Origin of the sequence: Corallococcus sp. AB018 (genome assembly GCF_003986945.1) — a bacterium.
Lineage (GTDB): Bacteria > Myxococcota > Myxococcia > Myxococcales > Myxococcaceae > Corallococcus > Corallococcus exiguus.
This window is the reverse complement of sequence record NZ_RAWR01000050.1, coordinates 21,442-47,471: the sequence shown is the minus strand read 5'-3', so window position 1 is coordinate 47,471 and position 26,030 is coordinate 21,442. Positions and strand designations below refer to the sequence as shown.

Genomic DNA, 26,030 nt, shown 5'->3' with positions numbered 1-26,030 from the left:
GATGGGTGGTGGGCTACGGGGTCGGAGGACTTCCGTTCTTCTTCGTCGCGAGGTTCCTGAACAACGACCTGCGTCGAGCGGACCCTGCGTCACTGAGCCAGCGCCTGGAGGCGGAGTACTTCATCTCCCATCTGATTCTGGCGGAGCTGGCACAGCGCGGCGAGGACCTGGCGAAGTACGAGGAGCCCATCCTCCAACTGCTGCGGTCCGAGTCAGGGGACCGGCGGAGGCATGGGTGGGCGAGCCTCCGGTTCTTCTACCCCGCCCGGGCGGAAGCGCTGGCGGACTACAAATACGAGGCTCCGGCCGAGGAGTGTCGAAAACAGGTGGAGGAGGCCCTCGCAAAAGGTCGGCCGGTTGAGCAGGCCTAGGGGCCACAGTCCAGCCATTCGAAGAACGCGGCATGGACGGTGACTGCTTCCGGGGGGATGTTTCCGACGGCGCGCTGGAGGCAGTAATAGGACTTGAGCTGCTGATCCGCGGCCTTCGTCCGCGGGCCCAGGAGCACTTCGAGCGGCTTCACCTTCAGCGTGATTCGGGCCCCGGTGGGGCCGACGGACTCCCCGTCCCGCAGGCGCATGGGGTTCATGCCTCTCGCGTACGTGCAGAAGGCAAACCTCGGCTCCACGAGGGCTCATGCGTTCTCCCTGGGAGGATGAGGGCACCGGGGCGCCCTCGTGCGTTGCCAGCGTACCTCGGGACGCCGGCCGGGCACGGGGTGCGGGGGACCCCGTTTGGGGACCCGTGGCTGACTGGCTATTGTCCGCAGCCCTTCAACCCCCAACACCGGAGCCTCCCATGCAGACGTCTTCCTCCCAGCGCCGTTCCTCGAAGGTCGTCACCTACCTGCGACTCCCCGTCCTCCTGGCCACGGCGATGATGACGATGGGCAGCGGCATGGGCGCCGGCGGCTGTGGTAGCGGCGGGCCATCAAAGCCGGACTGTACGAGCGGCTGTGAAATCTCCGGCACGTACACCCTGACCTTCGAGGACACTTCGGAGTTGCCGGAAGGCTGCCGGCGCCTGGAAGCCACCCTGCCCACGGAACCCATGGTCATCAGGCACCAGTACGACTCCTCCAACGACTGGTTCAACATCGACATTGGCCAGCGGTGGCTGACGGGCTTCTTCAAAGGCAATGGTGGCCGGAAGGTGGAGGCCAGTGGCAATCACCACACGAACACGTTCGGCGTCATCCACGAGTTCGAGCTGGAGGGCACCCTCGACGCCGTTCCGGAGACCACCACCATGCCCCTGACCCTGACGGGCACGTACAGGGTGAAGGACAGCGGGAACTCGTTTTCGGAGTACGAGGACTACGACTGCGATGTCCGCCGCGCGTTCACCGCCGTCCGCGTCGTCAAGGAGTAGGGGGAACCCCCATGTTTCCTGAAGCCAGGCTCGGCACTCTCACTGCCGTTGCGCTGGCGACCGTCGCGACCCTGCCTCCGCGGCCGGGGCGCCCCTCCCATCGCAGTCCGCCTTCTTCCTGTCCCGTAGCGAGAACCGGAACCAGGTCCACTACGCCCTGAGCCTGGACGAGGCTTGCCGCCCCGTGGGGACGCGCCCCGTGCACGTGTACTGGCGGATGCTGGAGCGCGGGCCCTCGGAGGTGGAGGAGCTGCTGGGGGTCGAGCAACCCGTGTATGGGTTGGAGGACTCGCAGACGGTCGAAGCCACCGCGGAGGGCTGGCGCGTCCGGGTGAGCCTGAAGGCCTTTCCCTCGCGCCCCATCGACATCACCACCGCGCGGGTCGATGGCAAATGCCAGGTCCAGGCGTGGACGAAGCTGGGCAACAGCGTCTCCCGACTGGAGCACGTCTTCGTGAAGACGTCCTGGCCCTTCACGGTCGACTTCGTGCGGCTGGATGGCGTGGGACCGGATGGGCAGCCCGTCCATGAGCTGATCCGCCAGTGAGACGGCTGACAGCTGTTCGACGTGTCATGGACACAGGCGAGCAGCGGACAAGGGACTGCAAGACCCGGATGAGCGCGGGGTGAGGCTAGGATGATGTGCCTGCCGCCGTGGGGAGGAATTTGGAAATGTCCGGATCAGTCGCCGTGCCGCCGCGCATCCTCCTCATTGGGCTCTCTGGAGTGGGGAAGTCCACGCTTGCGCAGGCCCTGTGCTCCCGCTGGGAGTTACCCCACGTCCACATCGACGGCTTCCGCCGCGAGCACGGTGACGGCACTGTCGCAGGGGAATACTTCGCCAGGGCCTGGTTTCTCCGCGCCTGCTCGCGCACGCCCCGGGGCATCTTCGAGTTCTCCGGCTCCGGCATCCACCGGGCCGCCGTCCGGCAGGCGTTTCAGGAGCGCGCCATCCCGCTGCTCACCGTCTGGCTGGCCATGCCGCATGCGCGCAGGCTCGAGCGGCTTGCCGCACGCCAGAAGCCGGACACTCCGTGGCCGGACTGGAATCCGCCGGTTTCCTCCAATGTCATCGACGAGGACGGCAGGAGGATGCTTGAGCAGGACCAGGCGCAGGGCTTCTGGGAGGGCCCGCCGGGCTGGCGTGCCGAGCGGCTGGAGGCAGTGGCCTCATTTGAAATCCTGCACCAGCGCTTCATGGAGTTGGTGCAGGAGCCCGCCTCCCGAGGCTGCCCATGACGGAGCTTCGCAAGCTGCCGCCGGAGAGCGTGCTGCTCGTGACGCTGGACTCGCTTCGCTATGACACGGCCGTGCGGGCCACCTGCTCCTCGCTGTCCCGGCTGGGCCTGCCCATCCGGGCCATGGCACCGGCCCACTTCACGTTCGCCTCGCACGCGGCCATGTGGGTGGGCACCACGCCGGGCGTTCCGGGCCTGAAGCAGCCCTTCCTCGACCCGAAGTGGGGACGCCTCTTCCGGCTGGTGAATGGAAAGGTCCGCGCCACGCCCCGGGACGGCTTCCTGTTGCCGGGGCGCAGCATCATCGACGGGTTCGGCCAGCTCGGTTACCGCACGGTGGGCACGGGCGCTGTCGATTGGTTCGACCCCGGCACACCCACCGGGGCTTGGCTCTGCCAGGACTTCCAGCGCTTCTTCTACCCGCGAGAACCCTCCGCGCTGGGCAGCCAGTTGGCGTGGCTGTCCAAGGAACTTGCCACCGGCGACGCTCCCGCCTTCTGCTTCCTCAATGCCGGCGAGACGCATGTGCCCTACTGGCATGAAGGGGCCTCCTGGAGCCCTGGGGAGAACCCCTGCGTTCCCTATGGCCAGACCAACAGCCGTGCGCTCTGCGAGTCGCGACAGCGCTCCTGCCTGGAGTTCATCGACGCCCGGCTCGCGCCGCTGCTCGATGCCTTCAGCGAGGCGACCATCCTCGTCACGGCGGACCATGGGGATTGCTGGGGTGAGGACGGGCTGTGGGAGCACGGGACGTGGCACGCGAAGACGATGGAGGTGCCACTCTGGCTCCAGGTGCGCGGCCAGCGAGTCGCGGCATACGGCCGTGGCTTGCACGCTGGAGCCGGCTCCGAGGAAGCTCCCGTTCCATGAAATTCAATCCAGCCGTGCTCATCATCACCGGGGGCTTCAGCCTGTTCTTCCTCGTGTCCGGTGTGCGGGCCCTGGTGCGCAAGCGGATGACGGTCGTGAACCCCGCCCATTCCGGGGCTTGGCCGGGCCTGCTCGGCAAGGCCATGCATTCGCAGCTGCCGAAGAACCCGTTGGATCCCTACCCTTCGCCCCACATGGAGGCGACGGGGGGCCGGGCCCTCGGGATGGCAGTGCTCTACATCGTGCTGGGCGTGGCCTTCCTGGGTCTGGGCATCTTCGCCACGCTGGTGGAGAACGACGTGCTCTGAAGCAGCGGGCCCGCTTGGGATGTTTCCGAATGAGGGCACCGCGGTGTTTTTTCGCGTGCTAGAGGTCCGGGATACCGGGCTGCCGGGCGGCGAGCCTCCGCGCGGAGAGCCCAGGTGCAAGTCATTGCATCAGGAGCCCTCTCATGACCTCCACGCCCCCTTCCTCCCGGGTCACCGGAACCGAGTACGAACGCCTGCTGGCCAGCCTGCGGCGCAAGAGCCCCTGGGCGCTGGAAGGCCGGAACACAGCGGTGGCGCGGGAGGGCGGGGACGTGGTCGCGCGCGTCCCGGACTCCCGGGTCGACCACGGTCCATGGCGCTCGGTGGTGGAGGTCATCGAGGAGCAATGCCGGCTGCACGCGGACCGCGTGGCGCTCTCGGACGGGACCACTGAAACAACCTATGCGCGGCTGGACGCGCGCACCCGAGCCCTGGCCTCGCACCTGCGAGCCCGCGGTATCGGACGGGGTGACGTGGTCACGCTCGTGCTGGACCGGGGCCCCTCCTTCGTTGAGCTCGCGCTCGCGGTCTGGAAGGTGGGCGCGGCCTACCTTCCGCTGTCGCCATCGCATCCGCAGGCCTGGCGGGAGGACATCGTTCGCAAGGTCGGTGCGGCGCTCGTGGTGGGCTTCTCGCCGGACAGCGCGGTGCCAGGGGTCGCCTTCCTGGATGCAGGGGCCGAAGCGGGCTCCGTCGCGTCGCGGGAGGACGACGCGGTGCTTGTTCCGGAGGACCTCGCGTACATCATCTGCACGTCCGGTTCGACGGGTGAGCCCAAGCTGGTGATGAGCGAGCATCGCGGGGTCGCCAACCTGCTGCACGCCCAGCGGGACTTCCTGGGCGCGTTGGGGCCGGACACGCGCGCGCTCCAGTACTTCCACCCGTCGTTCGACGCGTCCCTGTTCGACGTCCTGCTGGCGCTGCCCAACGGCGGGCGGCTGGAGACCCTGGATGCGGCACAGCTCTCCGGCGAGCCGCTGGCCCAGGTGCTGGTGCGCCGGCGCATCACCCACGCGGTGCTGCCCGCGACGGTCCTGCGCACGCTGCGACCGGGGGGCTTCCCCGACCTCCAGATGCTGATGAGCGTGGGTGACGTGTGCTTGCCGGAGACCGTCCGGCAGTGGGGCTCGCAGCACCGCTTCATCAACGGCTATGGCCCCACGGAGGTGACGGTGGCCAGCACGCTCCAGGCCGTGCGCTCCGTGGACGGCGAGCGCGTGCCCATTGGCCGTCCCATCTCGAACTACCACGTGGTCCTGCTCGATGAGCACCTGCACCCCGTCCCGGACGGAGTCCCGGGTGAGCTGTGCTTCGGAGGCGACGGGGTCGGACGCGGTTACCTGGGCCTGCCGGGCCTCACCGCCGAGCGGTTCATTCCGGATGCGTTCGGCCCGCTGCCGGGAGGACGGCTGTACCGCAGTGGCGACCTGGGCCGGTGGCTGCCGGACGGCACGCTGGAGTTCCTGGGCCGCCGCGATGACCAGGTGAAGATCCGCGGCGCGCGAATCGAACTGGGTCAGGTGGAGGCAGCCCTGGCCGCGCTGCCGGACGTGCGGGACGCGGTGGCGCTCGTCGATGGCACGAGGGAGCGGCTGCTGGGCTACGTGATGCCGGTCGCCGGTGCGGTGCTGTCGGGCGACGCGGTGCGCGCGGAGCTGCGCCGCCGGCTGCCCGGCTATCTGGTGCCGGACGTGATGGTGGTGGTGGACGCGTGGCCGCTGAACACGAGCGGCAAGGTGGACCGGGCCCGGCTGCCCCGTCCCCAGCGGATGGAGCGGACCGGCTACCAGCCGCCGGAATCCCCCGCCGAAGAGGCCCTGGCGGCCATCGCGGCGGCGCTGCTCGGGATGGAGCGGGTGGGGCGGCATGACGACCTGTTCGAACTGGGCGGGCACTCGCTGTTCGCGACCCAGCTCGTCGCCCGGGTGCGCCGCGTCCTGGGCGCGCAGCTGGAGTTGAGCGCGGTGCTCCAGTCGCCCACGGTCGCCCAGCTCGCGACCGGCTTGAAGCAGGGGCAGGGTGGGGTGGACCTGGGCCCTCGCGGAGGCGAGGCGGGGGCCGCCATCGCTCCGTCGTTTGGCCAGGAGCGCGTGTGGTTGATGCACAAGCTCAACCCGGACGCGCGGGCCTACCACACGCAAGCCGTCTTCCGGCTGGCGGGGGCCCTGGACATCGCCGCGCTGCACGCGAGCCTCACGGACATCGTCCGCCGCCACGACGTGATGCGCACCCGCTTCCCGGAGGTGGATGGGGAGCTGCGCTGCGAACTGGAGCCGCCCTGGGCGGTGGAGGTGCCCCTCCAGGACTTCAGTGGCGTGGGCGAGGACGTGCTGGAAGCGCGGGTGGGCGAGGCGGTTCGCGAGGCGGTCCAGACGCACTTCGTGTTGGCGGAGGGCCGGCCGTTCCGCTGGCGGCTCCTGAAGGTGGGCGAAGAGGAGCACCTCTTCGTGCACGTCGAGCACCACGTCGTGCATGACGGCTGGTCGTTCAACGTCTTCGTCCGCGAGCTGCTCAACGGCTACGCCGACCACGTGCGCCACGGACAGGTGCGCCGCCCTCCGCTGTCCGTGCAGTACTACGACTACGCTCGCTGGCAGCGGGAGTGGGTGGGCACGGAGGCCGCGAATGTGCAGCGCCGCTTCTGGCGCAAGTCCCTGGAGGGCGCGCAGACGCAGCTCCAGCTCCCGCGCCGCGCGTTGTCCGGGACCCGGCGCTTCCGTGGGGTGGCGCCTCGGATGGAGCTGGACGCGGAGCTCGCGCGCCGGTTGCAGGACCTGGCGGACCGCAACCACACGTCCCTCTTCACGACGCTCCTCGCGGCGTTCTTCGTCCTGTTGCACCGCTACACCGGTTCGCGGGACCTCCTCGTCGGAACCGCGGTCGCGAACCGGCGCTGGCAAGACACGGAGAGCCTGCTGGGCATGCTCGTCAACACGGTGGTGCTGCGCGGACAGCTGCACGAGGACCCCTCCTTCACGGAGTTCCTGGCGCGGGTGCGGCGCAACGCGCTGGAGGTCTTCGACCACCAGGAGCTGCCGTACGAGCACATCTTCGCGGAGTCACCCGCGCGGCTTCAGGGCGGGCTCAATCCGTTGATCCAGACGATGTTCAACTTCCATGACTCGTCAGTGGGCTCGCTCGAAGCGTCCCCGCTCGACGTCACCATCGTCGAGGGACTGAGCAATGGTTCCGCCAAGTTCGAGCTGTCCGTCGTCGCGGTGCCCCTCTACGCCGAACCGGGACACATCAGCCGGTTCGCCGGGGACCTGGTAACCATTCCCCGCTCCGACAGCACCGTGCGCTCCAGTCCCCGGTCCTCCCTGAGCGGCATCCTGCTCTCGTGGGAGTTCGACTCCGACCTCTTCGAGGACTTCTTCATCACCGGGATGCTGTCCGCGTACCAGCAGCTGCTGCGCTCCATCACCGCCGCGCCGGATACCCGCGTGTCCCGGCTGGCCTTGATGAACGAAGCGCAACAGCGCGCGCTCGTCAGCGTGGGCGCCAGGACGGAGGCTCCCTCGTATCGGGTGCATGAGCTGCTGGCGCACTGGACCCGGCTCTCGCCCGACGCTCCGGCGGTGAAGGCGGGCGCTTCCGTGCTGACGTACGAAGCCCTGACGCGCCGGGCGGAAACCCTGGCGCACCACCTGCGAGGCCAGGGCGTCCGCCAAGGGTCGCTGGTGGCGGTGTGCATCCACCGCTCGGCGGAGCTGGTCGTGGCCCAGCTGGGAAGCCTCATGGCGGGGGCGGCCTTCCTCTCGTTGGATCCGAAGGCGCCACCGGCCTACCTGGAGTCGCTCGTCCAGGATGCCGGGGCCCACGCCCTGGTCACCACGGCGGTGCTGACGGACCGGCTCACCTGCCTCCCCACCATCGTGCTGGACGACCTTCCCCCGAAGTCCGGTCCGCCGTTGCCCTCGGGAAGTCCGTCGGACCTGGCCTACGTCCTCTACACCTCCGGTTCGACGGGCAAGCCCAAGGGCGTTCAAATCGAACACCGCTCGGTCGTGTCGCTCCTGCACCGCACGGCCCTGGCCGAGGACCTGGGACCGGGCAAGACGATGCTGGCGATGGCGTCGGTCTCCTTCGATGTCTCGGTGCTGGAGGTCTGGGGTGCGCTGTTGAACGGCGCCGCGGTCCACTTCCTGCCGCCGGTCTGGGACGTGCCCACGCTGGCCCGGTGCCTCATCGAGGAGCGCATCACGCATGCGGTGATTCCCCCCGTGGTGTTGCCCCGGTTGGCGGCGGAGTCCCCGGAGTCCTTCGCCGCGCTGGACCGGGTGATGGTGGGCGGGGAGGCCTTTCCCCCGGAGGCGTTCCGCACGCTTCAGCGAGCGGGCTTCACGAAGCTGACGAACGCCTATGGCCCCACGGAGGCCACCGTCATGGCCAGCGCCTACAAGCTCGACGAAGGGCATGATCCGGAGGCCACGAACGTGCCCATCGGCCGGGCGCTGTTCAATGCCCACGTCGTCGTGCTCGACGCGGCCGGGCAGGTGGCGCCGCCGGGCGCCGTGGGGGAGATCTGCATCGGAGGGGATGGTCTCGCGCGGGGGTACCGGGGCAGGCCGGAGCTCACCGCGGAGCGGTTCGTGCCGGATCCGCTCGCGACGCATCCTGGCGGGCGGCTCTACCGCAGCGGAGACCTGGGCCGGTGGCTTCCGGGAGGCATCATCGAGTTCCTGGGCCGCCGCGATGAGCAGGTGAAGGTCCGGGGCTTCCGGGTGGAGCCGGCGGAGGTGCGCGCAGCCCTGGCCGAACATCCCGGCGTGGCGGACACCCTCGCGGTCATCGACTCGCGCGCGGAGGAGCCCCGCCTCGTGGGCTACGTGGTGGCCGAGCCGGGAGTCGCGGTGGCCGCGCAGGCCGTGCGCGAGGACCTGGCGCGCAGGCTGCCGGGACACCTCGTGCCCTCGGAGGTCGTGGTCCTGGAGGCGTGGCCGTTGACCCCGCACGGAAAGGTGGACCGCTCCCGGCTGCCCACCTCGACCCCACGGAATTTTGAAGCGCCCTTCACGGCGCCCAGGACCGAAACCGAGGTCCGCATCGCGGCGGTGGTCGCGGAGTTGCTGGGTGTGATCCGGGTGGATGTCCACGAGAGCCTGCTCGCGTTGGGCATGCATTCCTTGCAGGCGATGCGGCTGGCCTCGCGGTTGAGTCGGATGATGGGGCGCGAGGTCGGGCTCGCGACCATCCTCATGGGACCCACCGTCGCGCAACTGGCCGACGCACTCACCGTGGCGCCGGTCGCCTCCACCACCATCAAGCGATTGCCGCGCGCATGACGACCGCGTTTCCGATGTCCTTCGCCCAGCAGCGGTTGTGCTTCCTGCACCGGATGGACCCCACCGGCGCGGCCCACGCCACGGTCCGCTGCCATCATGTGGTGGGGCCGCTGGACCTGCGAGCCCTGCGGGAGGCCCTGGACGTGCTGGTGGCCCGGCACGAACCACTGCGGACCGTCTTCCCCCTGGGAACGCGGCAGCACCTCTCTCCGGCTGGGCAGGCACCTCTCCACGTCGTGGACGTGGCGACCGAAGCCGAGGCCCTGAGCCACGCGCAAGCAGAGGCGGCCCGTCCGTTCGACGTGGAGCACGGACCGCTGCTGCGGCTCACCGTGCTCCGGCTGGAGCCTCGGACGCACTTCCTGGTCTTCGCGCTGCACCTGCTCGTGGCGGACGGCGGGTCGCTTCAGGTCTTCTCCGAGGAACTGGCCCTCGCCTACCGCGCGGCGGTCCTGGGCGAACCCACGGGCCTGTCCGAGCTGCCCGTGCAGTACGTGGACTGGTCCGCGTGGCAGCGCGAGCAGCTCACCGCTTCACGGCGCGAGTCCCTGTCGCGCTGGTGGCGTGAGCGGCTGTCCGGCGTCCCCCTCTTCCTGGACCTCGTCTCCCCGCGGCCCGCGCTGGGCCAGGGACGCCGTGCGCATCGCGTGCTGCCCGCCGCCATTGCCCGGTCCGTGCACGCCCTTGCGAGCGCTGAACGACAGACGGTGTTCACGGTGCTGGCCGCCGCGTGTGGCCTCGTGCTCGGTCAGCGTGCGGGACGTGAGCGGGTGTTGCTGGGGCTGGCCGTGGCCAACCGGGACCTGCCCGAGGTCGAGCGCGTGCTCGGGTTCTTCGTCAACACCGTCGTGCTGGAAGTGGACCTGCGCGGCGACCCCGACTTCCGCCAGCTGCTCACGAGGGTGGCCGCTTCCAGCGCGGACGCATACGCACACAAGGACCTGCCCTTCGAGCAGCTCGTGGAGGACCTGTCGCCTCCCAGGGACCCCACGCGGTCTCCGGTGGTCCAGGTGAACTTCGCCTACCATCCGCCCCACACGGCGGGAGCGCTGGCCCTGCACGGCTGCGAGGTGACGGAGCTGCTGTTGGACCTCCCCTCCGCGAAGTTCGAGCTCACCCTGCGGGTCGAGGAGCGCTCCGATGGCCTGTGCACGGTGTGGGCCGAATTCGATGAGAGTCTTTTCGACCTCGCGTTCATCGAAGGTCTGCTGGAGGCCTACGAAGAGGTCCTGCGGACCTTGAGCCCCGACGCACGCGTGACGAGCCTGCGTCCGCCCCGGAGCGCGACGGAGGCACACCTGGCCCGCATCTTCGCCGACGTGCTGAAGGTCGCTTCGGTCGACCCGTACGACGACTTCTTCCGGCTCGGCGGCCATTCCCTTCAGCTGATTGAAATCGCGGCCCGGGTCCGGACCGAGCTGGACCGGGACCTGGGATTGCGTGAGCTGTATCAGCATCCCACCGTGGCGGGCGCCGCAGCCCTGCTGACACGAACAGGAGCTTCCCGATGAGCAATTCCTATCCGTTTCCCAAGGACTGGCAGCATCCGTTGGAGCCTCCCGCCGACTACAAGCGGTTGAGGCAGGAGGCCCCGGTGTGTCCGGTCCGGCTGTTCAACGGCAACACGGCATGGTTGATCAGTCGCTATCAGGACGTGCTCGCGGTCCTGAGCGATACCCGGATGGTCCTGGACTCCACGCTGCCAGGGTTCCCGCACATCTCCGCCTCCTCGGCGGCCCGGCAGGAGCGGACCCTGCCTTTCTTCTTTCGCCCGGACGCGGAGTACCGGGTGCAGCGGGCCATGCTCGTGCAGGAGTTCCTGCCCCGGCGGATGGAGGCCCTGCGGCCGCGAATCCAGCGCACCGTGGATGAGGCGCTCGACGCGATGCTGGCGGGCCCGCATCCGGTGGACCTGATGGCCGCGTTCGCGCTGCCCGTCGCCATCCGCGTCATCTGCGACCTGCTCGGGGTGCCCCATGACGGCGCGGAGCGCCTGCACGTCCTCAGTCGGACCATCGGCTCCCGGGCCTCGTCACGCGAGGAGGCGACGGCGGCGCTGGCCGGACTGGATGAGGTCTTCCTGGCGCTGGTGGAGGCGAACCTGCGTGAGCCCACGGACACGCTCATCGGTCGCGTCGTGTCCGAGCAGGTGGCGACGGGCAAGCTGAGCGCCCCGGATGCCGCCGCCATGTTCCATGCGCTGTTCTACGCGGGCCACGGGCCGCCCGCGTACATGTTCGGCCTGGGCACGCTGGCGCTGCTGCTCGACTCGGAGCAGCTGGCCAGGTTCCGCGCGATGGAGGACCCGGCGGCCATCACCGCGGCCGTCCAGGAACTCCTGCGCTTCGTCAACGTCTCGCACCTGGGCCGGCAACGCGTGGCCACGGTGGACGTCACCATTGGAGGCCAGCTCATCCGCGCCGGTGAAGGCATCCTCGCCCAGCCGGATTCAGCCAACCGCGACGAGACGGTCTTCGAGGATCCGGACCGGCTGGACCTCCAACGCGAGGTGCACCGTCACTTCGCCTTCGGCCATGGCATCCACCTGTGCACGGGACGGGCGCTGTCGCTCATCGAGTTCGAGGTGGTCTTCAAGACGCTCTTTCACCGCATCCCCACGCTGCGGCTGGCCGTGCCACCGGAGGAGATCCGCTTCAAGAAGGATGAGAACCTGCTCGGCGTGCACGAACTGCCCGTCACCTGGTAGGCGCATCAGGGGTCCAGGGCCTCGAAGCGACAGTCCATGTCGCCCAGCACCGTCCCCGGCGACGTGATGAAGTACGTCCAGAACTTGAGCGCGTAGGTGGCGCTCTGGGGCGCGGTGAAGACAGCCCGCCAGCGCACCTCCTCCCGATCCTCCAGGGTGGACGCCTGGACCGCCCCCTCCGCGTCGAGGAAGACCACATCCGGCCGGTGCTTCGCGCCCGACACCTTCCACGGGCAGTCGAGCTGGTAGCGACGTCCGGCGATGGCTTGGAACGTGTAGACGTCGTGGTCGATGACGTTGGCGATCCGGAAGGACAGCGTCTGGGGACCGTCCGGGATGGGCGTCGCCGTGTCCAGGGTATCCCCGTGGTCGTCCAGGCCCTGGTCTTCCACTTGGAGCGTGTAGTTCCCCGTCACGTACTTCGCTTCAAGCGCGGGCGTGCCCGTCATCTCCACGTAGTGCATCTCCTGGGACGCCTTGAAGGACGTCGAGGCGGGGATGCCCGCGGAAGCGGGATGGGTGCCGAAAGGGCCCCCCGGCGCCGCGTCCTGGATCCTGCCCTGGCTCTGTCCCCTGAGGGCGGAGGACACCCGGTAGTGGTGCCCGGGCTGGACGGAGAGGGCGAAGACGTCCCGGTCTCCGAGCACCTCGATCTTCCCCTGCACGGACGCGGTGCCCGCCGGGACCGGGGTGGCCGCTTCCGGAGTGTCCCCGTGGTCCTCCCGTCCCAGGTCGTTCAGCACGCAGGTGTAGGAGCGGGACGGCTCGAAGACGGAGTTGGCCTGGATGGAGGCATAGTAGGTGCCCCCCAGGGATTTGATGCGGGCTTCGCCTTCGGTCTCCCGGTCGTTGACGTCATACGCGACGCCTTGGGACTTCTCCTGGCCGTTGAGGAACCGCAGCTCCCAGGAGGTGTTCGGGAAGGCGCAGCCGAGCGCGTAGACGTGGTCCACGGTGGTCTCGAACGACAGCAGATCCCTCTCGCGCCAGTGCTCGCCGTAGCCCGTGAAGGGCTTCTCCGACGGCGTCCAAGGCGTCGCCCGGAGGAGCAGGTCCCCGTGGTCGTCCGCCCCGCGGTCCACCAGGCGGAACTGGAACGGCACGCGGGGGTGGCTGTTGAGCGGGAGCAGATAGAACGTGTGCATGGCGCCGCGCTCCAGCCCGGACCAATGCCGCGGGCTGGGGGGATAGCTGGTGCTGTCGCTGTACTGGTCGGCGGAGTCGAGCCGCGTGCCCGCGGCATCCCGCAGGACCACCGAGTAGCCCAGGCTCCCCGGCTCCACCGTGAGGTCGTAGTGCCGACATCCCCGGGCGACGAAGGCGAAGTGCACCGGCACGCCCCCTCCGGGCGGCCAGGTGATGGTGTGCACTTCGTCCGAGGGCGTCAGCAGCGTGGCGCCATCCGGCACGCCCGCGTCCCCCGGGTCCCCGACCGGCCCGTCGTCCGCGCAGGCGACGTTCCCCGCGTCCGGCTCCGGCTCACTCCCCGCGTCCGGACCGGCGTCCACGCCCGCATCCGCCCCCGCGTCCGTGCCGGCGTCGAGCACGAGCGGCGGAGGCTCCGGCGTGGAATTGCATCCCGCACCGAGGATGAGCCCGCCGGACAGGAGGAAGATGGACCGCCACCGCTGCTTCACGTTCATGACAGGGGCTCCTGGAATGGGCATGTCAGGGGTCCAGGACCTCGAAGAGGACCGTGTGGTCGACGAGGTTCTCTCGCAGATAGGCGGTCATCGCGAAGTAGTAGGTCCCCGCCGTGGGCAGGGTGAACTCCTTCACCCAGCGCGAGCCGACGTGCTGCCCGGGTGCCCGGATGGAGCGCCCCTGCGCATCGTAGAGCGTTGAGAACAGCTGCTCCCCGGTCGACGTGTCCCTCCAGTCGCCGCTGAGGCGATAGCGCCCGTTGGCGACGGCCTGGAAGGAGAGGTAGTCCGCGTCGATGAAATCAGAGATGTGCACGGTGACGGTCTGCGACGGTCCGGTCAGCGGCGTCGCGGTCTGCCGCGTGTCGCCGTGGTCGTCCAGGCCCAGGTCCTCGAACCGGAGCGTGTAGGGGGCGGACGTCCACCGCGCCCGCAGGACCCGGTCCCCCTGCACGCCCACGTAGTGGGAGGTCCCGGCCGGCTTGAAGGCCAGGACGATGTCGTCGAACCCGTCGAAATCCTCGCCCGGCGCCGCCGCGAGGACCCGACAGTCGGGCGGCGTGGCGCTGGGTTCGCAGGTCGCGCGGTAGTGGTGTCCGGGCTGGACGCTCAGGGCGAAGACGTCGAAGTCCGTACGGAAGTCGAGCCGCCCCGCGACGGAGGTCGTCCCCTCGGCGAGCGCGGTCGCGGTCTCCATGCGCTCACCGTGGTCCTCCGCTCCTTCGTCCTTCAGCCGGCACTGGTAGGCGGAAGGGGACGGGGCCACCAGGGAGTTGTTGGCCCGGACCATGGCGAGGAACCGCTCCGCTGGGGCCTTGAAGGCCGTGGAGGCCTGCAGCTCCGTGAAGTTCGCGCCGATCACCTCGCTGACGGCGTAGCTCAGGACCGGATCAAAGAAGGACAGCCACCAGCCCTGGTGCGCGAAGTCGCAGTCCATCGAATAGACGTGGCCCGCCACGGTGGAGAACGAGAACACGTCGCGCTCCCCCGGGTGCTCCCCCTGCCCCATCAGGGGCTGCTCCGAGGGGAGCCAGGGGTATGCCGTGGTGAGCAGGTCACCGTGAGCGTCCGGCCCCTGATCCACGAAGCGGAAGACAAGGTTCCGGGGGAACTCGAACGGCTCCGTCGAGACCTCCAGCGTGTAGAAGCCCTCCTGGGTGAACCCCGACCAGTGCGTGGTCACGGGGAGAGCCCCGGAGAAGCCTTCCCGGCGTTCGAGGACGGCTCCGGACGGGTCCTTCAACGTCATGATGATCCACCGCTGGTACTCCTCGATGAGGAAGTCGTAGTGGCGCCCGACCTGTCCCAGGAAGGCGAAGCGGAGAGTGACCTGGGGGTCCGTCCACGCCACGGTGCGAACGCGCGTCGCGGACGGGCGCAGGAACGTGTGGCCCTCCGGAACGCCCGGCGGCGGGGGCTCCTCGGGCCCGTCGTCCGGGCCCGCATCGGCCCCCGCGTCCACACCGGCATCCAGGCCCGCGTCCGCACCCGACCCCGCGTCCACACCGGCATCCAGACCCGCGTCGCCTCCCGCATCCACGCTCGGGCCCGCGTCCGACAGGGGAGGCTGCTCATTCGGAGTGGACTCGCACCCCGAGCCCATGAGCAGACACCAAGAAACGAAAAAGGCAGACAGCGAACGTGGTTTCAAAGACATCTCTTGGGCTCCCGGGACGGGGAGCACCCTAGCCGAAGAGCGCCTGGGGTTGCCACGGCCACCGTGTCCGAATTCAAGACGGCAGGCCGGCGGCGCGCGAGGGTTGAGTGCGCCGCCGGGCCCTTGCTTCAGTGCCCCCAGGTCTCTGAGTTCCAGAGCGGGGTGACGCCGTCCTTGTCATAGATGACGAGGTTGCCGTCGTTCTGGAGGATCAGATAGGCGCCCGGATGTCCCCAGCTCACGCTGGACCAGACAGACTGGCCGACTGTCGGGGTGCTCGTGCGGTAGACCACGAAGTTGCCATCGTCCTGCATGTGGGCTGACAGCGCGCCCTGGCCTCCGGTGTTCGCCGTCCACAGGGCGCTCGTCCCGAACCAGAGGACCAGGTTCCCGTCGCTCTGCAGGACGAGCGAGAACCGCCGGTCGTTCGACGACATCGACTGTCCCAACGAGAGGCTCTGGCCAGCGACGAGGATGTGCGTCCCCACGCCCACGGCCTGCCAGGCGGCGGTCACGGAGGCGATGTCGGCCGCGCTGTACCCGAGCTGCGCGGCGGCCTGCTCCGTGGCCAGCTTCGCGTCGGCGAACGTGGCCATCGTCTTGCCAAGCAGCAGCACCGTGTTGGCCCGGTGGAAGACCTGGGCCGCCTTGGCGATGCCGATTCCGCGCACGGCGATGGAGGAGCGGCCCCGTGGGTGCTGGCCGCCTTGGGACAGCAGGTAGAACGCCAGGTTGGGGATGCCCGAGCTGTAGTGGACGTCGGTGAACGGGCTGAAGGTCTGGTCGAAGTAGTCCAACGACTGCCCATCCATCCGCGGGTCGTTCATGTAGCGGAGGGCATCGCCAGACGTGGAGGGGGTATAGATTTCCTCCGCGCACTTCCAGGTGTTGGCATTCACCACCTGACCGTTCCGGTACCACTCGCAGACACTGCCCATGATGTCGGACATCGACTCGTTCAGGGCACCGGGCTCGGCGAAGTACAACAGGTTGGAGGTGGAGATCGTGAGCCCATGGGTCACCTCATGCGCCGTCACGTCCAGCGCGTTGACCATGCTGCCGAACGTCACGCCGTCGCCGTCCCCGTAAAGCATCTGATTCTTCGAGCCGCTCCACGCCGCGTTGGCGTAGCTGTAGCCGTAGTGGACCGAGCTGACGAGCCTGGAGCCCGCGCCGTCATAGGAGTCGCGGTTGAAGAGATTCTTGTAACAGTCGTAGGTCGTCCCGAGCAGGTCGTAGTTGGTGTTGACCGTGGGGTCCGCGACCGCCGCGCCGCCCTCCGCACGGACGAGGGTTCCCGGGAGGTTCGCGGAGCCGCCGTGGTTGACGTCGTACACCGCCCGGTTCTTGAGCGTGTAGATGTTCGGCAGCCGCTGCACGACCGACCCGCTCACGGCGTTGATGATGACGTCATCATCCACCGCCATTCCGTCCTGGCTCCGTCCCATCACGTTCACGCGGTACACGAGGTCCAGCTTTTCACCCGCCGGCCAGTAGGCCATCCGGGGATTCGCCTCGACCTCGACCCGGTCGAGCCGCGCGGAGTCCTGCCTGGCCACCGCGATGGCGTCCTCGGGGCTGAGCCGCGCGTCTCGCGGCGCATCGAGATCCGCGCGAGCGTTGCCGTGGACCGCGTAGACGGCGTCATTCCTCGTGTGGAGGACGAGCGCGGCGCCCAGGACCTCGCGGCCATGCTTGCGCTGCGCATAGACGAAGTGCCGTTCGCCCATGCCATCCGTGACGACTCGCTGGAAGGCGAGCTCCGTGGGGTCCGCGTGGAACACCTTGCTCACCGCCAGGAGGGAAGGGCGCAGCGCACTGACTTCTGCCTCCTCGGTCCGCTCCTTCCCGCCGAGCCGGAGCTGGCCGAAGTTCCCATTCGCGAACGTGGGCACATGGCCCTCGTCAGCGCCCACCACCTGGAGCTCGGAAATGGTGACGCCCAGGGATGCGTCCGGCTCGGCGCCGGTGCGCTTCTCGTGTTCTTCCGTTCCCTGGCAGGCCGAAAGGCCAACCAGGAGTCCAAGGGTCGTGAGACCCCGAAGTCGATGCGCGGTCATCATGGTGAGCTCCATGCTTCAAACCAGCTCACCCGTTAATCAAGGAAAAACATTGAACTCAAAGAGCGCGATGTGCCGCAGCGGGCAGAGCATGACGCACCACAACCTGCTTGTAGGTGGCGCCAACCTGAAGTTCCCGTGACGGACGTTTCGCGGCCCCGGAGGGCAGGAACCACTTTTTCGGGTCAGAAGGCGTTACTTCACTAGCTGGAAGTGCCACCCCCGGGGGGGACCCATGTCGCTGAAGCTCCTGTCGCGGACGGTCGCGTCCGCCTGCGTGCTGTTCCTGCTGTCGGCGTGCCAGAGCACGGGCAATCCCATACCGCCGCCCGGTGACACACCGTGCCGTGGCACCGCGTCCGTGCAGGCACCCGTGCGCGAGAAGTTCCTCCGGGTCGCGAAGCCGGTCCCCGGTGAGTACGTCGTCGTGCTCAAGGAGCCCCGGGAAGGGGACGCCGCGCCCGCGCCGGTGGTGGTCGCGGGGAGCCTTACCGAGCGCTTCGGCGGCAAGGCCTTCCACGTGTACGCGCACGCGCTGCGGGGCTTCGCCGCGCGCATGAACGAGAAGCAGGCCCGTGCCATGTCCGCCGCGCCCGAGGTGGAGTACGTGCAGCAGAATGCCGTGGTGACGCTGGATGAGAGCCAGTCCGGCGCGACGTGGGGGATTGACCGCATCGACCAGCGCGACCTGCCGCTCAATCAGGTCTACCTGTACCAGACGCAGGGCCGGGGCGTGCACGTGTACGTCCTCGACACGGGCCTGCGCCCCACGCACCAGGAGTTCGCCGGGCGGGCGGACATCGCCTTCGATGCCGTCGGCGACGGTCGCGACGGCGTGGACTGCAACGGCCATGGCACCCACGTGTCCGCCACGGTGGGCGGAAATGTGTATGGCATTGCCAAGAGCGCGTCGCTGCACGCCGTGCGCGTGCTGGACTGCGAGGGCTCCGGGACGACAGCGGGCGTGGTGGCGGGCGTGGACTGGGTGACCGAACACCACCAGTCCCCGGCGGTGGCCAACATGAGCCTGGGCGGCGGGGAGGACGCGGTGCTCGACGATGCCGTGCGCCGCTCCATCGCGTTGGGCGTGACGTATGTGCTGGCGGCGGGCAACGAGAACCAGGACGCGTGCAAGCGCTCTCCCGCGCGCACCGCCGAGGCCATCACCGTGGGGGCCACCAACAGCGTGGACCGGCGGGCGTCCTTCTCCAACCATGGTGACTGCGTGGACGTCTTCGCGCCCGGCGAGGGAATCCTCTCGGCCTGGACCAGCGATGACACGGCGACCCGAACGCTGAGCGGCACGTCCATGGCCACCCCGCATGTCACCGGCATCGTCGCGCTCTTCCTGGAGGCCCATCCCGGCTCCGCGCCGCAGGAGGTCAGCACCGCCATGACGGGCAACGCCACGCCGGACAAGGTGACCAACCCCGGGCGCTGCTCACCGAACCGGATGGCCTACTCGGGCTTCATCGAACCCCTGCGGGCCCCCACCGTCCAGAACGGCGGGGAGTAGGCGCGGGTCACTTCATGCCCTCGAACTCCCAATGGAAGTGAACTCGAAGTTTGTCGACACACTCCTCCCAGGTGGCCCCTTCGCAGGAGGATGCCGTCCTTGGGCTCCAGCGTGTCGAGCCCCGCCGGAGTCGCCAGCATCACGCTGAACGTATCCGACTTCTTGACCTGGTCCTGAGCTCCCTTGCCTCGGGGCCTGGCCCGATGGTGCCGCGCTGGCGGTAGCTCGTCGTCGAACATCTCGAAGCCTGTCACGACACCGTTGGCGCTGAACACCTGGAACTTCGAGAATGGAAGACAGGGGTGCGGGAGGGCGTGTTGTGGTTCGATGCCGCTCAATCCCTCAAGGAGAGACACGCCATGAAGAGCTTCCTGGGTGTGCTGACGGTGCTTGTCGTCCCGGTGCTGGCGGCCTGTGGTGGATTGGAACCTGTCGAGGCGCCGGAGCTGGAGCAGCAGTCGAGCGCCCTCGTCACGTGCTCACAAACCTGTCCGAATGGATCGACGGTGTCCTGTGAGGGGAACACCTGTTCGGTGCAGGCGGACTCCGTCGAGTGCGATGGCTTCTACAACATCTGCATCCCTTCCACTCCCATCTGTGGGCTGAACAATCGCTGCAGCAAGCTCGCGGGGACCCCGTGTTCGCCCGTTGGCGGGTCGCGGAGTTGCTGCCTGCCGGGCCACCCCAATCCCAATTGCTTCTGTACGCCCCTGGGCGTCTGGGCCTGCAGCGCGCTGTGACGCACCAACGCGGACGACCCCTGTCAGCGGCCGTCCGCGTCCCCCTGCTCAGGTCTCGGCGCGCATCGAGTTCGATGCCAACCGCAAGCTCTCCCTGGTCATCAAGGAAGAGCTCGTCCAGGACTCCGTGGGGGCGCTGGCGGACGTGGGCAGGCAGAAACTGCGCTCGCTCGAGACCCCCGCCACCGTGAAGGTGCAGGCGGAAGGGACCGCTGCGGCAGGGAGCGGTCATTCCCTCCGTTGATTCCAGGATGGGTCCACGGGGCGGGACAGAGGGGGGCCCCCCTGCGTGGGTGGTTGCCGGGTGCGGCCGTCGCGGGGGTCGCTACTTTGAGGGCGGGAGGTCGCGCTCCTGCCCCGCGACACGCCTGCTCATGGACCTCTACAGCGCCGCCAGGCGGATGGCCCGCCCCTTCCGCTTCACCAACCCGGCGTCCTACCGGGAGGTCCCCCTGGCGGGCCGCGGGGTGATTGGCGATGGATGCTCCTGCGCGCTTGTCCGGCCGGACGGCGTCATCGACTGGCTCTGCTTCCCCCGCTTCGACAGCCCGAGCGTCTTCGCCGGCATCCTCGATGACGAGAAGGGGGGCATCACCGGCATCACCCCCGTCGTGTGGCCCTTCGAGAGCCTGCAGCGCTACGACCCGGACACCAACGTCCTGGAGACGCTGTTCCGCTTCGAGCGCAAGGGGGCCATCCGCATCATCGACTACATGCCGTGGACCAACGACCCGCGCTCCAACGTCCACGAGGTGCACCGGAGCATCGAGTGCCTGGAAGGCCCGGTGGAGCTGAACATCGTCTTCGACCCGCGCTTCGGTTACGGGGCGTCGCGGACGCGGGTGGAGCGGGAGGAGCACGGCCTGGTCGCCCGCGGGTCGGGAGGGGAGCGGCTGGTCGCCGTGCTCAGCGGGGAGGCGGAGTGGCGGCCCTGCGAGGCGCTGCGCGGCTCACCCTGCCGGGGAGACACGGGCCTCCAGGCGCGCATCCGGATGAAGCCGGGCGAGCGGCGCTGGATGATTTTGTCGTGGGATTCCGACCGGCCGGAGCCGCTGGCCGCGTACCGGCCCTTCGACCACCTGCGGGATACGCGCCAGGCCTGGCGCGAGTGGGCGCAACAGCTCCACTACGAAGGGCCGTGGCGGCACCACGTGCTGCGCTCCGCGCTGGCGCTGAAGCTGCTGATGTACGGCCCCACGGGCGCGATGGTGGCCGCGCCCACCACTTCGCTCCCCGAGTGGATTGGAGGGCCTCGCAACTGGGACTACCGCTTCAGCTGGGTCCGCGACTCCGCGATGGCGGTGCGCGCCACCAACCTCCTCGGCTTCCAGAGTGAGTCGCGCGAATTCTTCTACTTCGTGCGCGACACGTTGCAGCGCGGTGACACGCTTCAGGTGATGTACACGCTGGACGGCGCCTCCGTGCCGCCGGAGCGGGAGCTGGACCTCCTGGGCGGCTTCCAGGGCTCGCGGCCGGTGCGGCTGGGGAACGACGCGAGGGACCAATTCCAGTTCGACACCGCGGGCGCGCTGCTCGACGCGGCGTACCTCTACGAGCGCTCCGGCGGGCGGCTGCCGCTGCGCACCTGGAGGCTGCTCCGTTCAGTCATCCAGGCCACCGCCCGCCGCTGGTGCGAGCCCGACCACGGCATCTGGGAGCCGCGCCGGGAGATGCGGCACAACGTCCACTCGAAGCTCATGGGGTGGCTGGCCCTGCGCCGGGGGCAGCACCTGGCTCGGCTCTTCGGAGAGACGGCGCTGGAGCAGTCCAGTGCCGCCCTGGCGGACGTCATCCGGGCGGACATCCTGCGCAATGGCGTGGATCCGGCGCGCAAGCACTTCGTCGGAGTCTACGGAGGGAACGAGCCGGACGCCGCGCTGCTGCAGCTGCCCATCGTGGGCTGCTTCCGGGGGACGGATCCGTTCATCCTGAGGACGCTCGACTGGCTTCGCGCGGAGCTGGGGGCGGGCCCGTTCTTGCGCCGGTACCGGATGGATGACGGGGTAGGGGGGCCGGAGGGAGGCTTCATCCTCTGCGGCTTCTGGCTGGCGGAGGCGCTGGTGCTGGCCAATCGCATCCAAGAGGCCGAGGCCGTCTTCGTCGCGCACGCGGAGGCGTCGAACCACCTGGGACTGCTGGCGGAGGAGATCCACCCGCTGACGCGCGAGCAGTTGGGGAACTTCCCACAGGCCTTCAGCCACCTGGGCCTCATCAGCGCCGCCGCGCGCATCGACCGAGCGCTCAGGCTCCGTGACGAAGGGCAGTCAGAGCCCCCTCACCTCCTGGAGCCCGAGCCGCCGCCCATTGAGTGACCCGGTTCTTCCTCGATACCAGACCGGTTCGGGTCCCACCGCGTATGGCGAATCCCGCTCCGGCGTGGCGCGCCGGGTCCTCCAATCCCGCGAGCGGCTGCTCAAGCTCCTGCGCGCGGAGCTGGCCGGACGGCTGAAGCCAGACGACGCCGCGCTGGACAGCCTGCTGGGGTTGGTGAACAGCCAGCTCGACTTGAGCCTGAACCGGCTGATGGAGTGAGCCCGGCTCGCGCCACGGGCGGCGCTACCTCAGTCGTTGACCCAGCAGAACCACTTGTTGAAGGGGACATCCTGGCAGTAGCACTCCCCCGGAGCGCCATTGGACCACTGACAGAAGTTCGACGTGTCATAGACACAGGGGCGGGTCTGGAGCGTCTCACAGCTGTCGGCAAGCGCCGCGGAGTCTTGACCGAGCGACTCTCCGCTCTCGGTGCCCTCCGTCACTTCCGTGCCACCACAGCCCATTCCAAAGACAGAGACGACAGCGGCCATCGCGAGCCCACGAAGAAACATGATGCCACTCCCTTTCGCTGATGAATTGTGGATGCAGGCGACGCGCCGCCTCTGACAGGGCATTCCCGGCCAGAGGCGGTTGCCGCGGGAACTTCAGTTGCTCAAGCAGACCCACTTGTTGAAGGGGATCTCCTGGCAGAAGCACTCGCCAAAGGTGCCATTGGCCCACTGACAGCCCGTCTCCGCCCCCGGATTACAGCGGCGGGTCTGGAGCGTCTCACAGCTGTTGGCGAGCTCGGCGGAAACCTGACCGGCCTGCATATCGCTCTCGGCACCGTCCGTTACTTCCGCGCCACCACAGCCCATTCCGAAGATGGAGACGACGGCGAACATCGCGAATCCACGAAGCAACATGTGACGCTCCTTTTCGCTGGTGAGGTGCTGATGCAACAGCGGACAAAAGGGTTGGTCAAGGTTTACATGGAAAGCCGCGATGACACTGAAAAGCTACGCAAGGAGCGGTCTCCGCGGAGTGCCCGTCAGTGTTTGGCTGCGATAGGACGCTGCTTCGCACGCAGGCTCAGCAGAACGCCCGCGAGCAGCGCGGTGCCACCCAGGAGCAGCCGCTGGGTGAGGGGCTCTCCGAGCAGCAGCACCGCGCCCACTGCCGCGATGACCGGGACGCACAGTTGCACCACCGCTGCGCGCGCGCTGCTCAGGTGGGGCAGCGCTGCGTACCAGAGGCTGTAGCCCACGCCCGAGGCGAGCGCGCCTGACGTGACCGCGAGCAGCAGCCCCTTCGGCGACGGGTGTGGGGCCGCGTCCAGAGCGCGGGCGAGCAGCACGAGCGCCAGGGCCAGGGGCACGCCGCGCACGAAGTTGCCGGCCGTTGCCGCGAGAGGGTCCGTGCTCCCTCGCCCCCGCAGGCTGTAGATGCCCCACGCCACGCCCGCCGCGGCCATGAGCCCCGCGCCGAGCGCATCCGGCGCGCTCGCTCCAGGAAGCGTGAGCCCCGCGAGCCCTGCGAGTGCCACCGCGAGCCCCGCCCACTCGAGCGCGCGCGGCCGCTCACCGCGCGCGAGCCCCGCCGCGAGCATGGTGAGCTGCACGCAGCCGAAGAGCAGCATGGCGCCCACGCCCGCCCCGATACGCACGTACGCGAAGCTGAAGCCGGCCGCATACACGAAGAGCGCGAGCGCAGAGGCCCAGCTCCCGTGCTCCGTCGCCTTGCCGCCGCCCCGTCGGAGCCGCAGCAGCACCGCGAGCACCAGCGCTCCCGACGCAAGCCGCACCAGCGTGAACGAACCCGCGTCGATGCTGCGCGCCGCGCCACCCGAGAGGGCAGCGCGGCACAGCAGCGAGTTCGCGGCGAAGCCCAGGAGGGCAAGCAGGGTGAGGAGGGGAGTGCTCACGCGGCATCGGACATAGCGGGCCGCGTGACGCGCGTCATGTCTCCCCGGGCATCACCTTCCGGCTGAAGTGTTTCTGTCAACCCACGCTGCCCTCCTGCACGTTCGTCACCCGCGCTTCGCCTCGGCCCCGGTGGGACTCACGAGGGAGTACGCCGCCATGCCGAAGTGCAGCGGCGGCAGGCCCCCCACTCACGCGCGAGCCGCTGCTTGCCTGCACCCTTCCTCGGCCCTTCGAGCACCCGGCGCGCCTCGACTTCTTGGGTGACGGGAAGATGGCGCCCGTCGGCAGTGAAGGGCATGCCGCCGCCGGGCAGGGTGGAAACATCTTGTGGCGGCGGGCTTGAAGCACTCCTCCGCACGTTGGGGTGCGTGTAGGTGTGTTTTCTCTGCGATGCGTCTTGCCCGAGTCAGGGGGGCGCCCGAAAATGCCGCCCCATGCGTTTAATCCTGATGGCAGTGCTGTGTGCCTCCGTGTTGGCGGGGTGCAAGAAGGACGACTCGAAGGCCGGAGCGCTGAACGTCACCCTCGCCTACAGCGGCTTCGCGCGCGGATGCGTCACGGTGACCGCCACGGACGTGGACAACGCGGCGAACACGAACAGCCTCAACGTGGCGATCCCCGGCAATACGCCGGGCAGCGTGTCGGTGGCGGTGTACCGGAAGAAGGACTGGGGCCGCGTGCTGAGCGTGACGACGCAGCTTCATGAGGTCGACTGTTCGACCCCTGCGTTGGGCGACCCGCAGGAGAAGAAGGCGGAGGTCCCCGTGGAAGGCTCGCTGGACGTGGCCTTCGTCGTGCGGGCCAACGATGCGGATGGGGACGGATACTTCAGCAGCGACGATGCTGAAGGCGTCGTCACAGGCTCGGACTGCAAGGATGGGGACCCTAACGTGAAGCCCGGGGTCACGGAGATGTGCAATGGAACGGATGACAACTGCTCCGGCGATGAGTCGGACGCGATCGACCTGAAGACCTGGTTCAAGGATGAGGATGGGGACGGCTTCGGAAGCACCCCGGTGGAGGCCTGTATCCAGCCGCCTAGGACCGTGACGGTTAGCGGCGACTGCAACGACAACGACGCGCAGGTCCGGCCGAATCGGGAGGAGTTCCTCTGCGATGGCAAGGATGACAACTGCAATGGCATGAACGACGAGGATTTCGACGTCGGCATTGAGTGCAAGGATGATCTCAAGTGCGACGGCAAGTTCGCGTGTTCCGGCCTGAGCCAGTCGGCATGTAAGCGGCTCGATGGGGTCAATCCGGTGGTCTGGTACGTGGACGGCGATAATGATGGCTTCAAGGGCCAGGCCGCGGGGATGGGCTGTGAGTCGCCCGTGGACGGTGGTGTTTCTCAATCCGAGGATTGCGATGAGAGTTCTGTCTACGTCCGGGATGGAGGGGCGGAGGACTGCGACCGGCTGGACAACAATTGCTCCGGTGTCGTGGACGAGGGGTGTGCCCCGCTCACCTGGGCGACGGACGCGGGAGTTGTCGGACCTCCGGATGTTCTGAGGTCCATTGCCCTTTACGACCAGGGGCAGAAGGCATGGATCGCGGGCCCGAACAGGCTCGCTCATCTGGACAGTGCGAGCCCTGGCATTAAGGAATTCACGGATGGTTCTTGTCGGAAGTCCTGGAATGCGGCCTGGGCCGCCCAGGATGGTCGAGTCTTCGTTGTCGGAGAGGACGGGTGGCTGTCGACTCGGAAGCTCGTCGAAGAGAATGAAAAGTGTTTCACGCCTCAGGTGACGACCGACAAGAACGAAACGGACTTCAATGGCGTCTTTGGGATTGATGACGCGCTCGGTGCCACGGTCTTCGCGGTCGCGAGCAACGGAAAGATCTACCGCTGGGCTCCGCCCTATATTAACGGAAGCGACCTGGTTGAGATCGCGCAGGTCCCCGCGAACCTCCGTGCGATTGGGGGCTTGAAGTCAGTGGATTCGCTCCTGGCGGTAGGCAATGCGAACGCGGACCTCAAGGCACATGCCTATCGTGCCAACTCGACAGGCGCCGCATGGGCAGCTGAATCTCTGGATGCTCCGGATACAGGCTTCGTGCGCGCGGTGCATGTCCTGAACGGTCATTACGCATACGCAGCGGGCGACAAGGGGCGGGTCTACGAGTGGACCGACGGAGCAGGCTGGCATTCCCTGCAACAGCTCCCGATTCCCAACGGTGGGACGGCTGTCCCTGATATCCTGGACGTGCTCTCCTTCAGCAAGAATGGCATTTACGCGGTGACGACCGCGAATACGATTGCGTTCTTCAATGGCAGCACCTGGAGCACCGAGCACACCGCAGCGCAGACATTGAGGTCGCTGGACGGACCCAGGCCTACCCGGTTTGCCGCAGCGGGCGACGGCAGCACCATTGTGAACTTCACGGCGCCCACGCCTCCCTGAGCCATCCGAAACCGGCTGGAACAGCGCGCCGAATCCATCGGCGCGCTTTTCC

General features: G+C 68.5%; 21 protein-coding genes. 14 read left to right on the top strand and 7 right to left on the bottom strand.

What is annotated here, in order from left to right; translation table 11 throughout:
* Positions 1-371: hypothetical protein (locus D7Y11_RS43275; RefSeq protein ID WP_158641935.1), on the top strand; the 371-nt coding region annotated here is incomplete at its 5' end.
* Here the strand turns inward: D7Y11_RS43275 and D7Y11_RS13330 are convergent.
* Positions 368-589: a hypothetical protein gene (locus D7Y11_RS13330; protein WP_126933885.1), complete on the bottom strand. Its 222-nt coding sequence runs from the start codon at positions 587-589 to the stop codon at positions 368-370. The genes D7Y11_RS43275 and D7Y11_RS13330 overlap by 4 nt on opposite strands.
* 209 nt (positions 590-798) lie before the next feature.
* On the opposite strand from D7Y11_RS13330, the gene D7Y11_RS13325 reads away from it, so the two are divergent.
* From D7Y11_RS13325 to D7Y11_RS13290, 8 genes are all read left to right on the top strand, one after another.
* On the top strand, positions 799-1,371 hold the full coding sequence (locus D7Y11_RS13325) for a hypothetical protein (RefSeq protein ID WP_120576804.1): 573 nt from the start codon (positions 799-801) through the stop codon (positions 1,369-1,371).
* 118 nt (positions 1,372-1,489) lie between these two features.
* Positions 1,490-1,918 (top strand): DUF4833 domain-containing protein, encoded by a 429-nt coding sequence (locus D7Y11_RS13320; RefSeq protein ID WP_126933884.1) that lies wholly within the window; start codon positions 1,490-1,492, stop codon positions 1,916-1,918.
* A gap of 125 nt (positions 1,919-2,043) precedes the next feature.
* Positions 2,044-2,610: a hypothetical protein gene (locus D7Y11_RS13315; protein WP_121752343.1), complete on the top strand. Its 567-nt coding sequence runs from the start codon at positions 2,044-2,046 to the stop codon at positions 2,608-2,610.
* Positions 2,607-3,479 (top strand): hypothetical protein, encoded by an 873-nt coding sequence (locus D7Y11_RS13310; RefSeq protein ID WP_126933883.1) that lies wholly within the window; start codon positions 2,607-2,609, stop codon positions 3,477-3,479. Before D7Y11_RS13315 ends, D7Y11_RS13310 begins: the two co-directional genes overlap by 4 nt.
* Positions 3,476-3,787, top strand: coding sequence for a hypothetical protein (locus tag D7Y11_RS13305; RefSeq protein ID WP_120576800.1), 312 nt, complete (start codon positions 3,476-3,478; stop codon positions 3,785-3,787). The genes D7Y11_RS13310 and D7Y11_RS13305 overlap by 4 nt, the downstream gene beginning before the upstream one ends.
* Before the next feature lie 143 nt (positions 3,788-3,930).
* Positions 3,931-9,072 carry a non-ribosomal peptide synthetase gene (locus D7Y11_RS13300; protein ID WP_126933882.1) on the top strand — a complete coding sequence of 1,714 codons (5,142 nt, stop codon included), beginning with the start codon at positions 3,931-3,933 and terminating at the stop codon, positions 9,070-9,072.
* Positions 9,069-10,583, top strand: coding sequence for a condensation domain-containing protein (locus D7Y11_RS13295; RefSeq protein ID WP_126933881.1), 1,515 nt, complete (start codon positions 9,069-9,071; stop codon positions 10,581-10,583). Before D7Y11_RS13300 ends, D7Y11_RS13295 begins: the two co-directional genes overlap by 4 nt.
* Entirely contained in the window at positions 10,580-11,779 is a 1,200-nt protein-coding gene (locus D7Y11_RS13290; RefSeq protein ID WP_126933880.1) for a cytochrome P450, read from the top strand. The genes D7Y11_RS13295 and D7Y11_RS13290 overlap by 4 nt, the downstream gene beginning before the upstream one ends.
* Before the next feature lie 5 nt (positions 11,780-11,784).
* Here D7Y11_RS13290 and D7Y11_RS13285 read toward each other — a convergent pair whose 3' ends face one another.
* The 3 genes from D7Y11_RS13285 to D7Y11_RS13270 all read right to left on the bottom strand — a co-directional run bounded on the left by D7Y11_RS13285 (position 11,785) and on the right by D7Y11_RS13270 (position 17,142).
* A complete protein-coding gene (locus D7Y11_RS13285; protein WP_126933879.1) occupies positions 11,785-13,422 on the bottom strand; it encodes a hypothetical protein in 1,638 nt (545 codons plus the stop codon).
* Between the two features lie 25 nt (positions 13,423-13,447).
* On the bottom strand, positions 13,448-15,025 hold the full coding sequence (locus tag D7Y11_RS13280; RefSeq protein ID WP_158641934.1) for a hypothetical protein: 1,578 nt from the start codon (positions 15,023-15,025) through the stop codon (positions 13,448-13,450).
* A 182-nt stretch (positions 15,026-15,207) separates the two neighbouring features.
* The gene (locus D7Y11_RS13270) at positions 15,208-17,142 is read right to left on the bottom strand and encodes a M4 family metallopeptidase (RefSeq protein WP_158641933.1); all 1,935 of its coding nucleotides are present in this window, start codon (positions 17,140-17,142) and stop codon (positions 15,208-15,210) included.
* 232 nt (positions 17,143-17,374) lie between these two features.
* Between D7Y11_RS13270 and D7Y11_RS13265 the strand changes: the two genes are divergently transcribed.
* The 4 genes from D7Y11_RS13265 to D7Y11_RS13250 all read left to right on the top strand — a co-directional run bounded on the left by D7Y11_RS13265 (position 17,375) and on the right by D7Y11_RS13250 (position 21,927).
* The gene (locus D7Y11_RS13265; protein ID WP_120576793.1) at positions 17,375-18,655 is read left to right on the top strand and encodes a S8 family peptidase; all 1,281 of its coding nucleotides are present in this window, start codon (positions 17,375-17,377) and stop codon (positions 18,653-18,655) included.
* Positions 18,656-19,014: 359 nt separating this feature from the next.
* Positions 19,015-19,395, top strand: coding sequence for a hypothetical protein (locus tag D7Y11_RS13260; RefSeq protein WP_126933875.1), 381 nt, complete (start codon positions 19,015-19,017; stop codon positions 19,393-19,395).
* 374 nt (positions 19,396-19,769) lie between these two features.
* Positions 19,770-21,707 (top strand): glycoside hydrolase family 15 protein, encoded by a 1,938-nt coding sequence (locus D7Y11_RS13255; RefSeq protein ID WP_120580435.1) that lies wholly within the window; start codon positions 19,770-19,772, stop codon positions 21,705-21,707.
* Positions 21,700-21,927 (top strand): hypothetical protein, encoded by a 228-nt coding sequence (locus D7Y11_RS13250; protein WP_199753728.1) that lies wholly within the window; start codon positions 21,700-21,702, stop codon positions 21,925-21,927. Before D7Y11_RS13255 ends, D7Y11_RS13250 begins: the two co-directional genes overlap by 8 nt.
* Before the next feature lie 29 nt (positions 21,928-21,956).
* On the opposite strand, the gene D7Y11_RS13245 is transcribed toward D7Y11_RS13250, so the two are convergent.
* From D7Y11_RS13245 to D7Y11_RS13235, 3 genes are all read right to left on the bottom strand, one after another.
* Positions 21,957-22,220, bottom strand: coding sequence for a hypothetical protein (locus D7Y11_RS13245; protein WP_120580437.1), 264 nt, complete (start codon positions 22,218-22,220; stop codon positions 21,957-21,959).
* A 93-nt stretch (positions 22,221-22,313) separates the two neighbouring features.
* Positions 22,314-22,574 carry a hypothetical protein gene (locus tag D7Y11_RS13240; RefSeq protein WP_120580438.1) on the bottom strand — a complete coding sequence of 87 codons (261 nt, stop codon included), beginning with the start codon at positions 22,572-22,574 and terminating at the stop codon, positions 22,314-22,316.
* Positions 22,575-22,699: 125 nt separating this feature from the next.
* Entirely contained in the window at positions 22,700-23,572 is an 873-nt protein-coding gene (locus D7Y11_RS13235; protein ID WP_120580439.1) for a DMT family transporter, read from the bottom strand.
* Positions 23,573-24,007: 435 nt separating this feature from the next.
* Here D7Y11_RS13235 and D7Y11_RS13230 point away from each other — a divergent pair, with 435 nt between their 5' ends.
* Positions 24,008-25,978, top strand: a complete 1,971-nt coding sequence (locus D7Y11_RS13230; protein ID WP_126933874.1) for a putative metal-binding motif-containing protein — start codon at positions 24,008-24,010, stop codon at positions 25,976-25,978.
* Positions 25,979-26,030 lie beyond the last annotated feature (52 nt).

Coding starts and splice junctions, on each gene's coding strand:
- D7Y11_RS13330 (WP_126933885.1), bottom strand. CDS start 589: ATGAACCCCATGCGCCTGCGGGACGGGGAGTCCGTCGGCCCCACCGGG.
- D7Y11_RS13280 (WP_158641934.1), bottom strand. CDS start 15,025: ATGGGCTCGGGGTGCGAGTCCACTCCGAATGAGCAGCCTCCCCTGTCG.
- D7Y11_RS13255 (WP_120580435.1), top strand. CDS start 19,770: ATGGACCTCTACAGCGCCGCCAGGCGGATGGCCCGCCCCTTCCGCTTC.
- D7Y11_RS13310 (WP_126933883.1), top strand. CDS start 2,607: ATGACGGAGCTTCGCAAGCTGCCGCCGGAGAGCGTGCTGCTCGTGACG.
- D7Y11_RS13240 (WP_120580438.1), bottom strand. CDS start 22,574: ATGTTGCTTCGTGGATTCGCGATGTTCGCCGTCGTCTCCATCTTCGGA.
- D7Y11_RS13245 (WP_120580437.1), bottom strand. CDS start 22,220: ATGTTTCTTCGTGGGCTCGCGATGGCCGCTGTCGTCTCTGTCTTTGGA.
- D7Y11_RS13305 (WP_120576800.1), top strand. CDS start 3,476: ATGAAATTCAATCCAGCCGTGCTCATCATCACCGGGGGCTTCAGCCTG.
- D7Y11_RS13325 (WP_120576804.1), top strand. CDS start 799: ATGCAGACGTCTTCCTCCCAGCGCCGTTCCTCGAAGGTCGTCACCTAC.
- D7Y11_RS13265 (WP_120576793.1), top strand. CDS start 17,375: ATGTCGCTGAAGCTCCTGTCGCGGACGGTCGCGTCCGCCTGCGTGCTG.
- D7Y11_RS13295 (WP_126933881.1), top strand. CDS start 9,069: ATGACGACCGCGTTTCCGATGTCCTTCGCCCAGCAGCGGTTGTGCTTC.
- D7Y11_RS13260 (WP_126933875.1), top strand. CDS start 19,015: ATGAAGAGCTTCCTGGGTGTGCTGACGGTGCTTGTCGTCCCGGTGCTG.
- D7Y11_RS13230 (WP_126933874.1), top strand. CDS start 24,008: ATGCGTTTAATCCTGATGGCAGTGCTGTGTGCCTCCGTGTTGGCGGGG.
- D7Y11_RS13270 (WP_158641933.1), bottom strand. CDS start 17,142: ATGATGACCGCGCATCGACTTCGGGGTCTCACGACCCTTGGACTCCTG.
- D7Y11_RS13290 (WP_126933880.1), top strand. CDS start 10,580: ATGAGCAATTCCTATCCGTTTCCCAAGGACTGGCAGCATCCGTTGGAG.
- D7Y11_RS13300 (WP_126933882.1), top strand. CDS start 3,931: ATGACCTCCACGCCCCCTTCCTCCCGGGTCACCGGAACCGAGTACGAA.
- D7Y11_RS13315 (WP_121752343.1), top strand. CDS start 2,044: ATGTCCGGATCAGTCGCCGTGCCGCCGCGCATCCTCCTCATTGGGCTC.
- D7Y11_RS13285 (WP_126933879.1), bottom strand. CDS start 13,422: ATGAACGTGAAGCAGCGGTGGCGGTCCATCTTCCTCCTGTCCGGCGGG.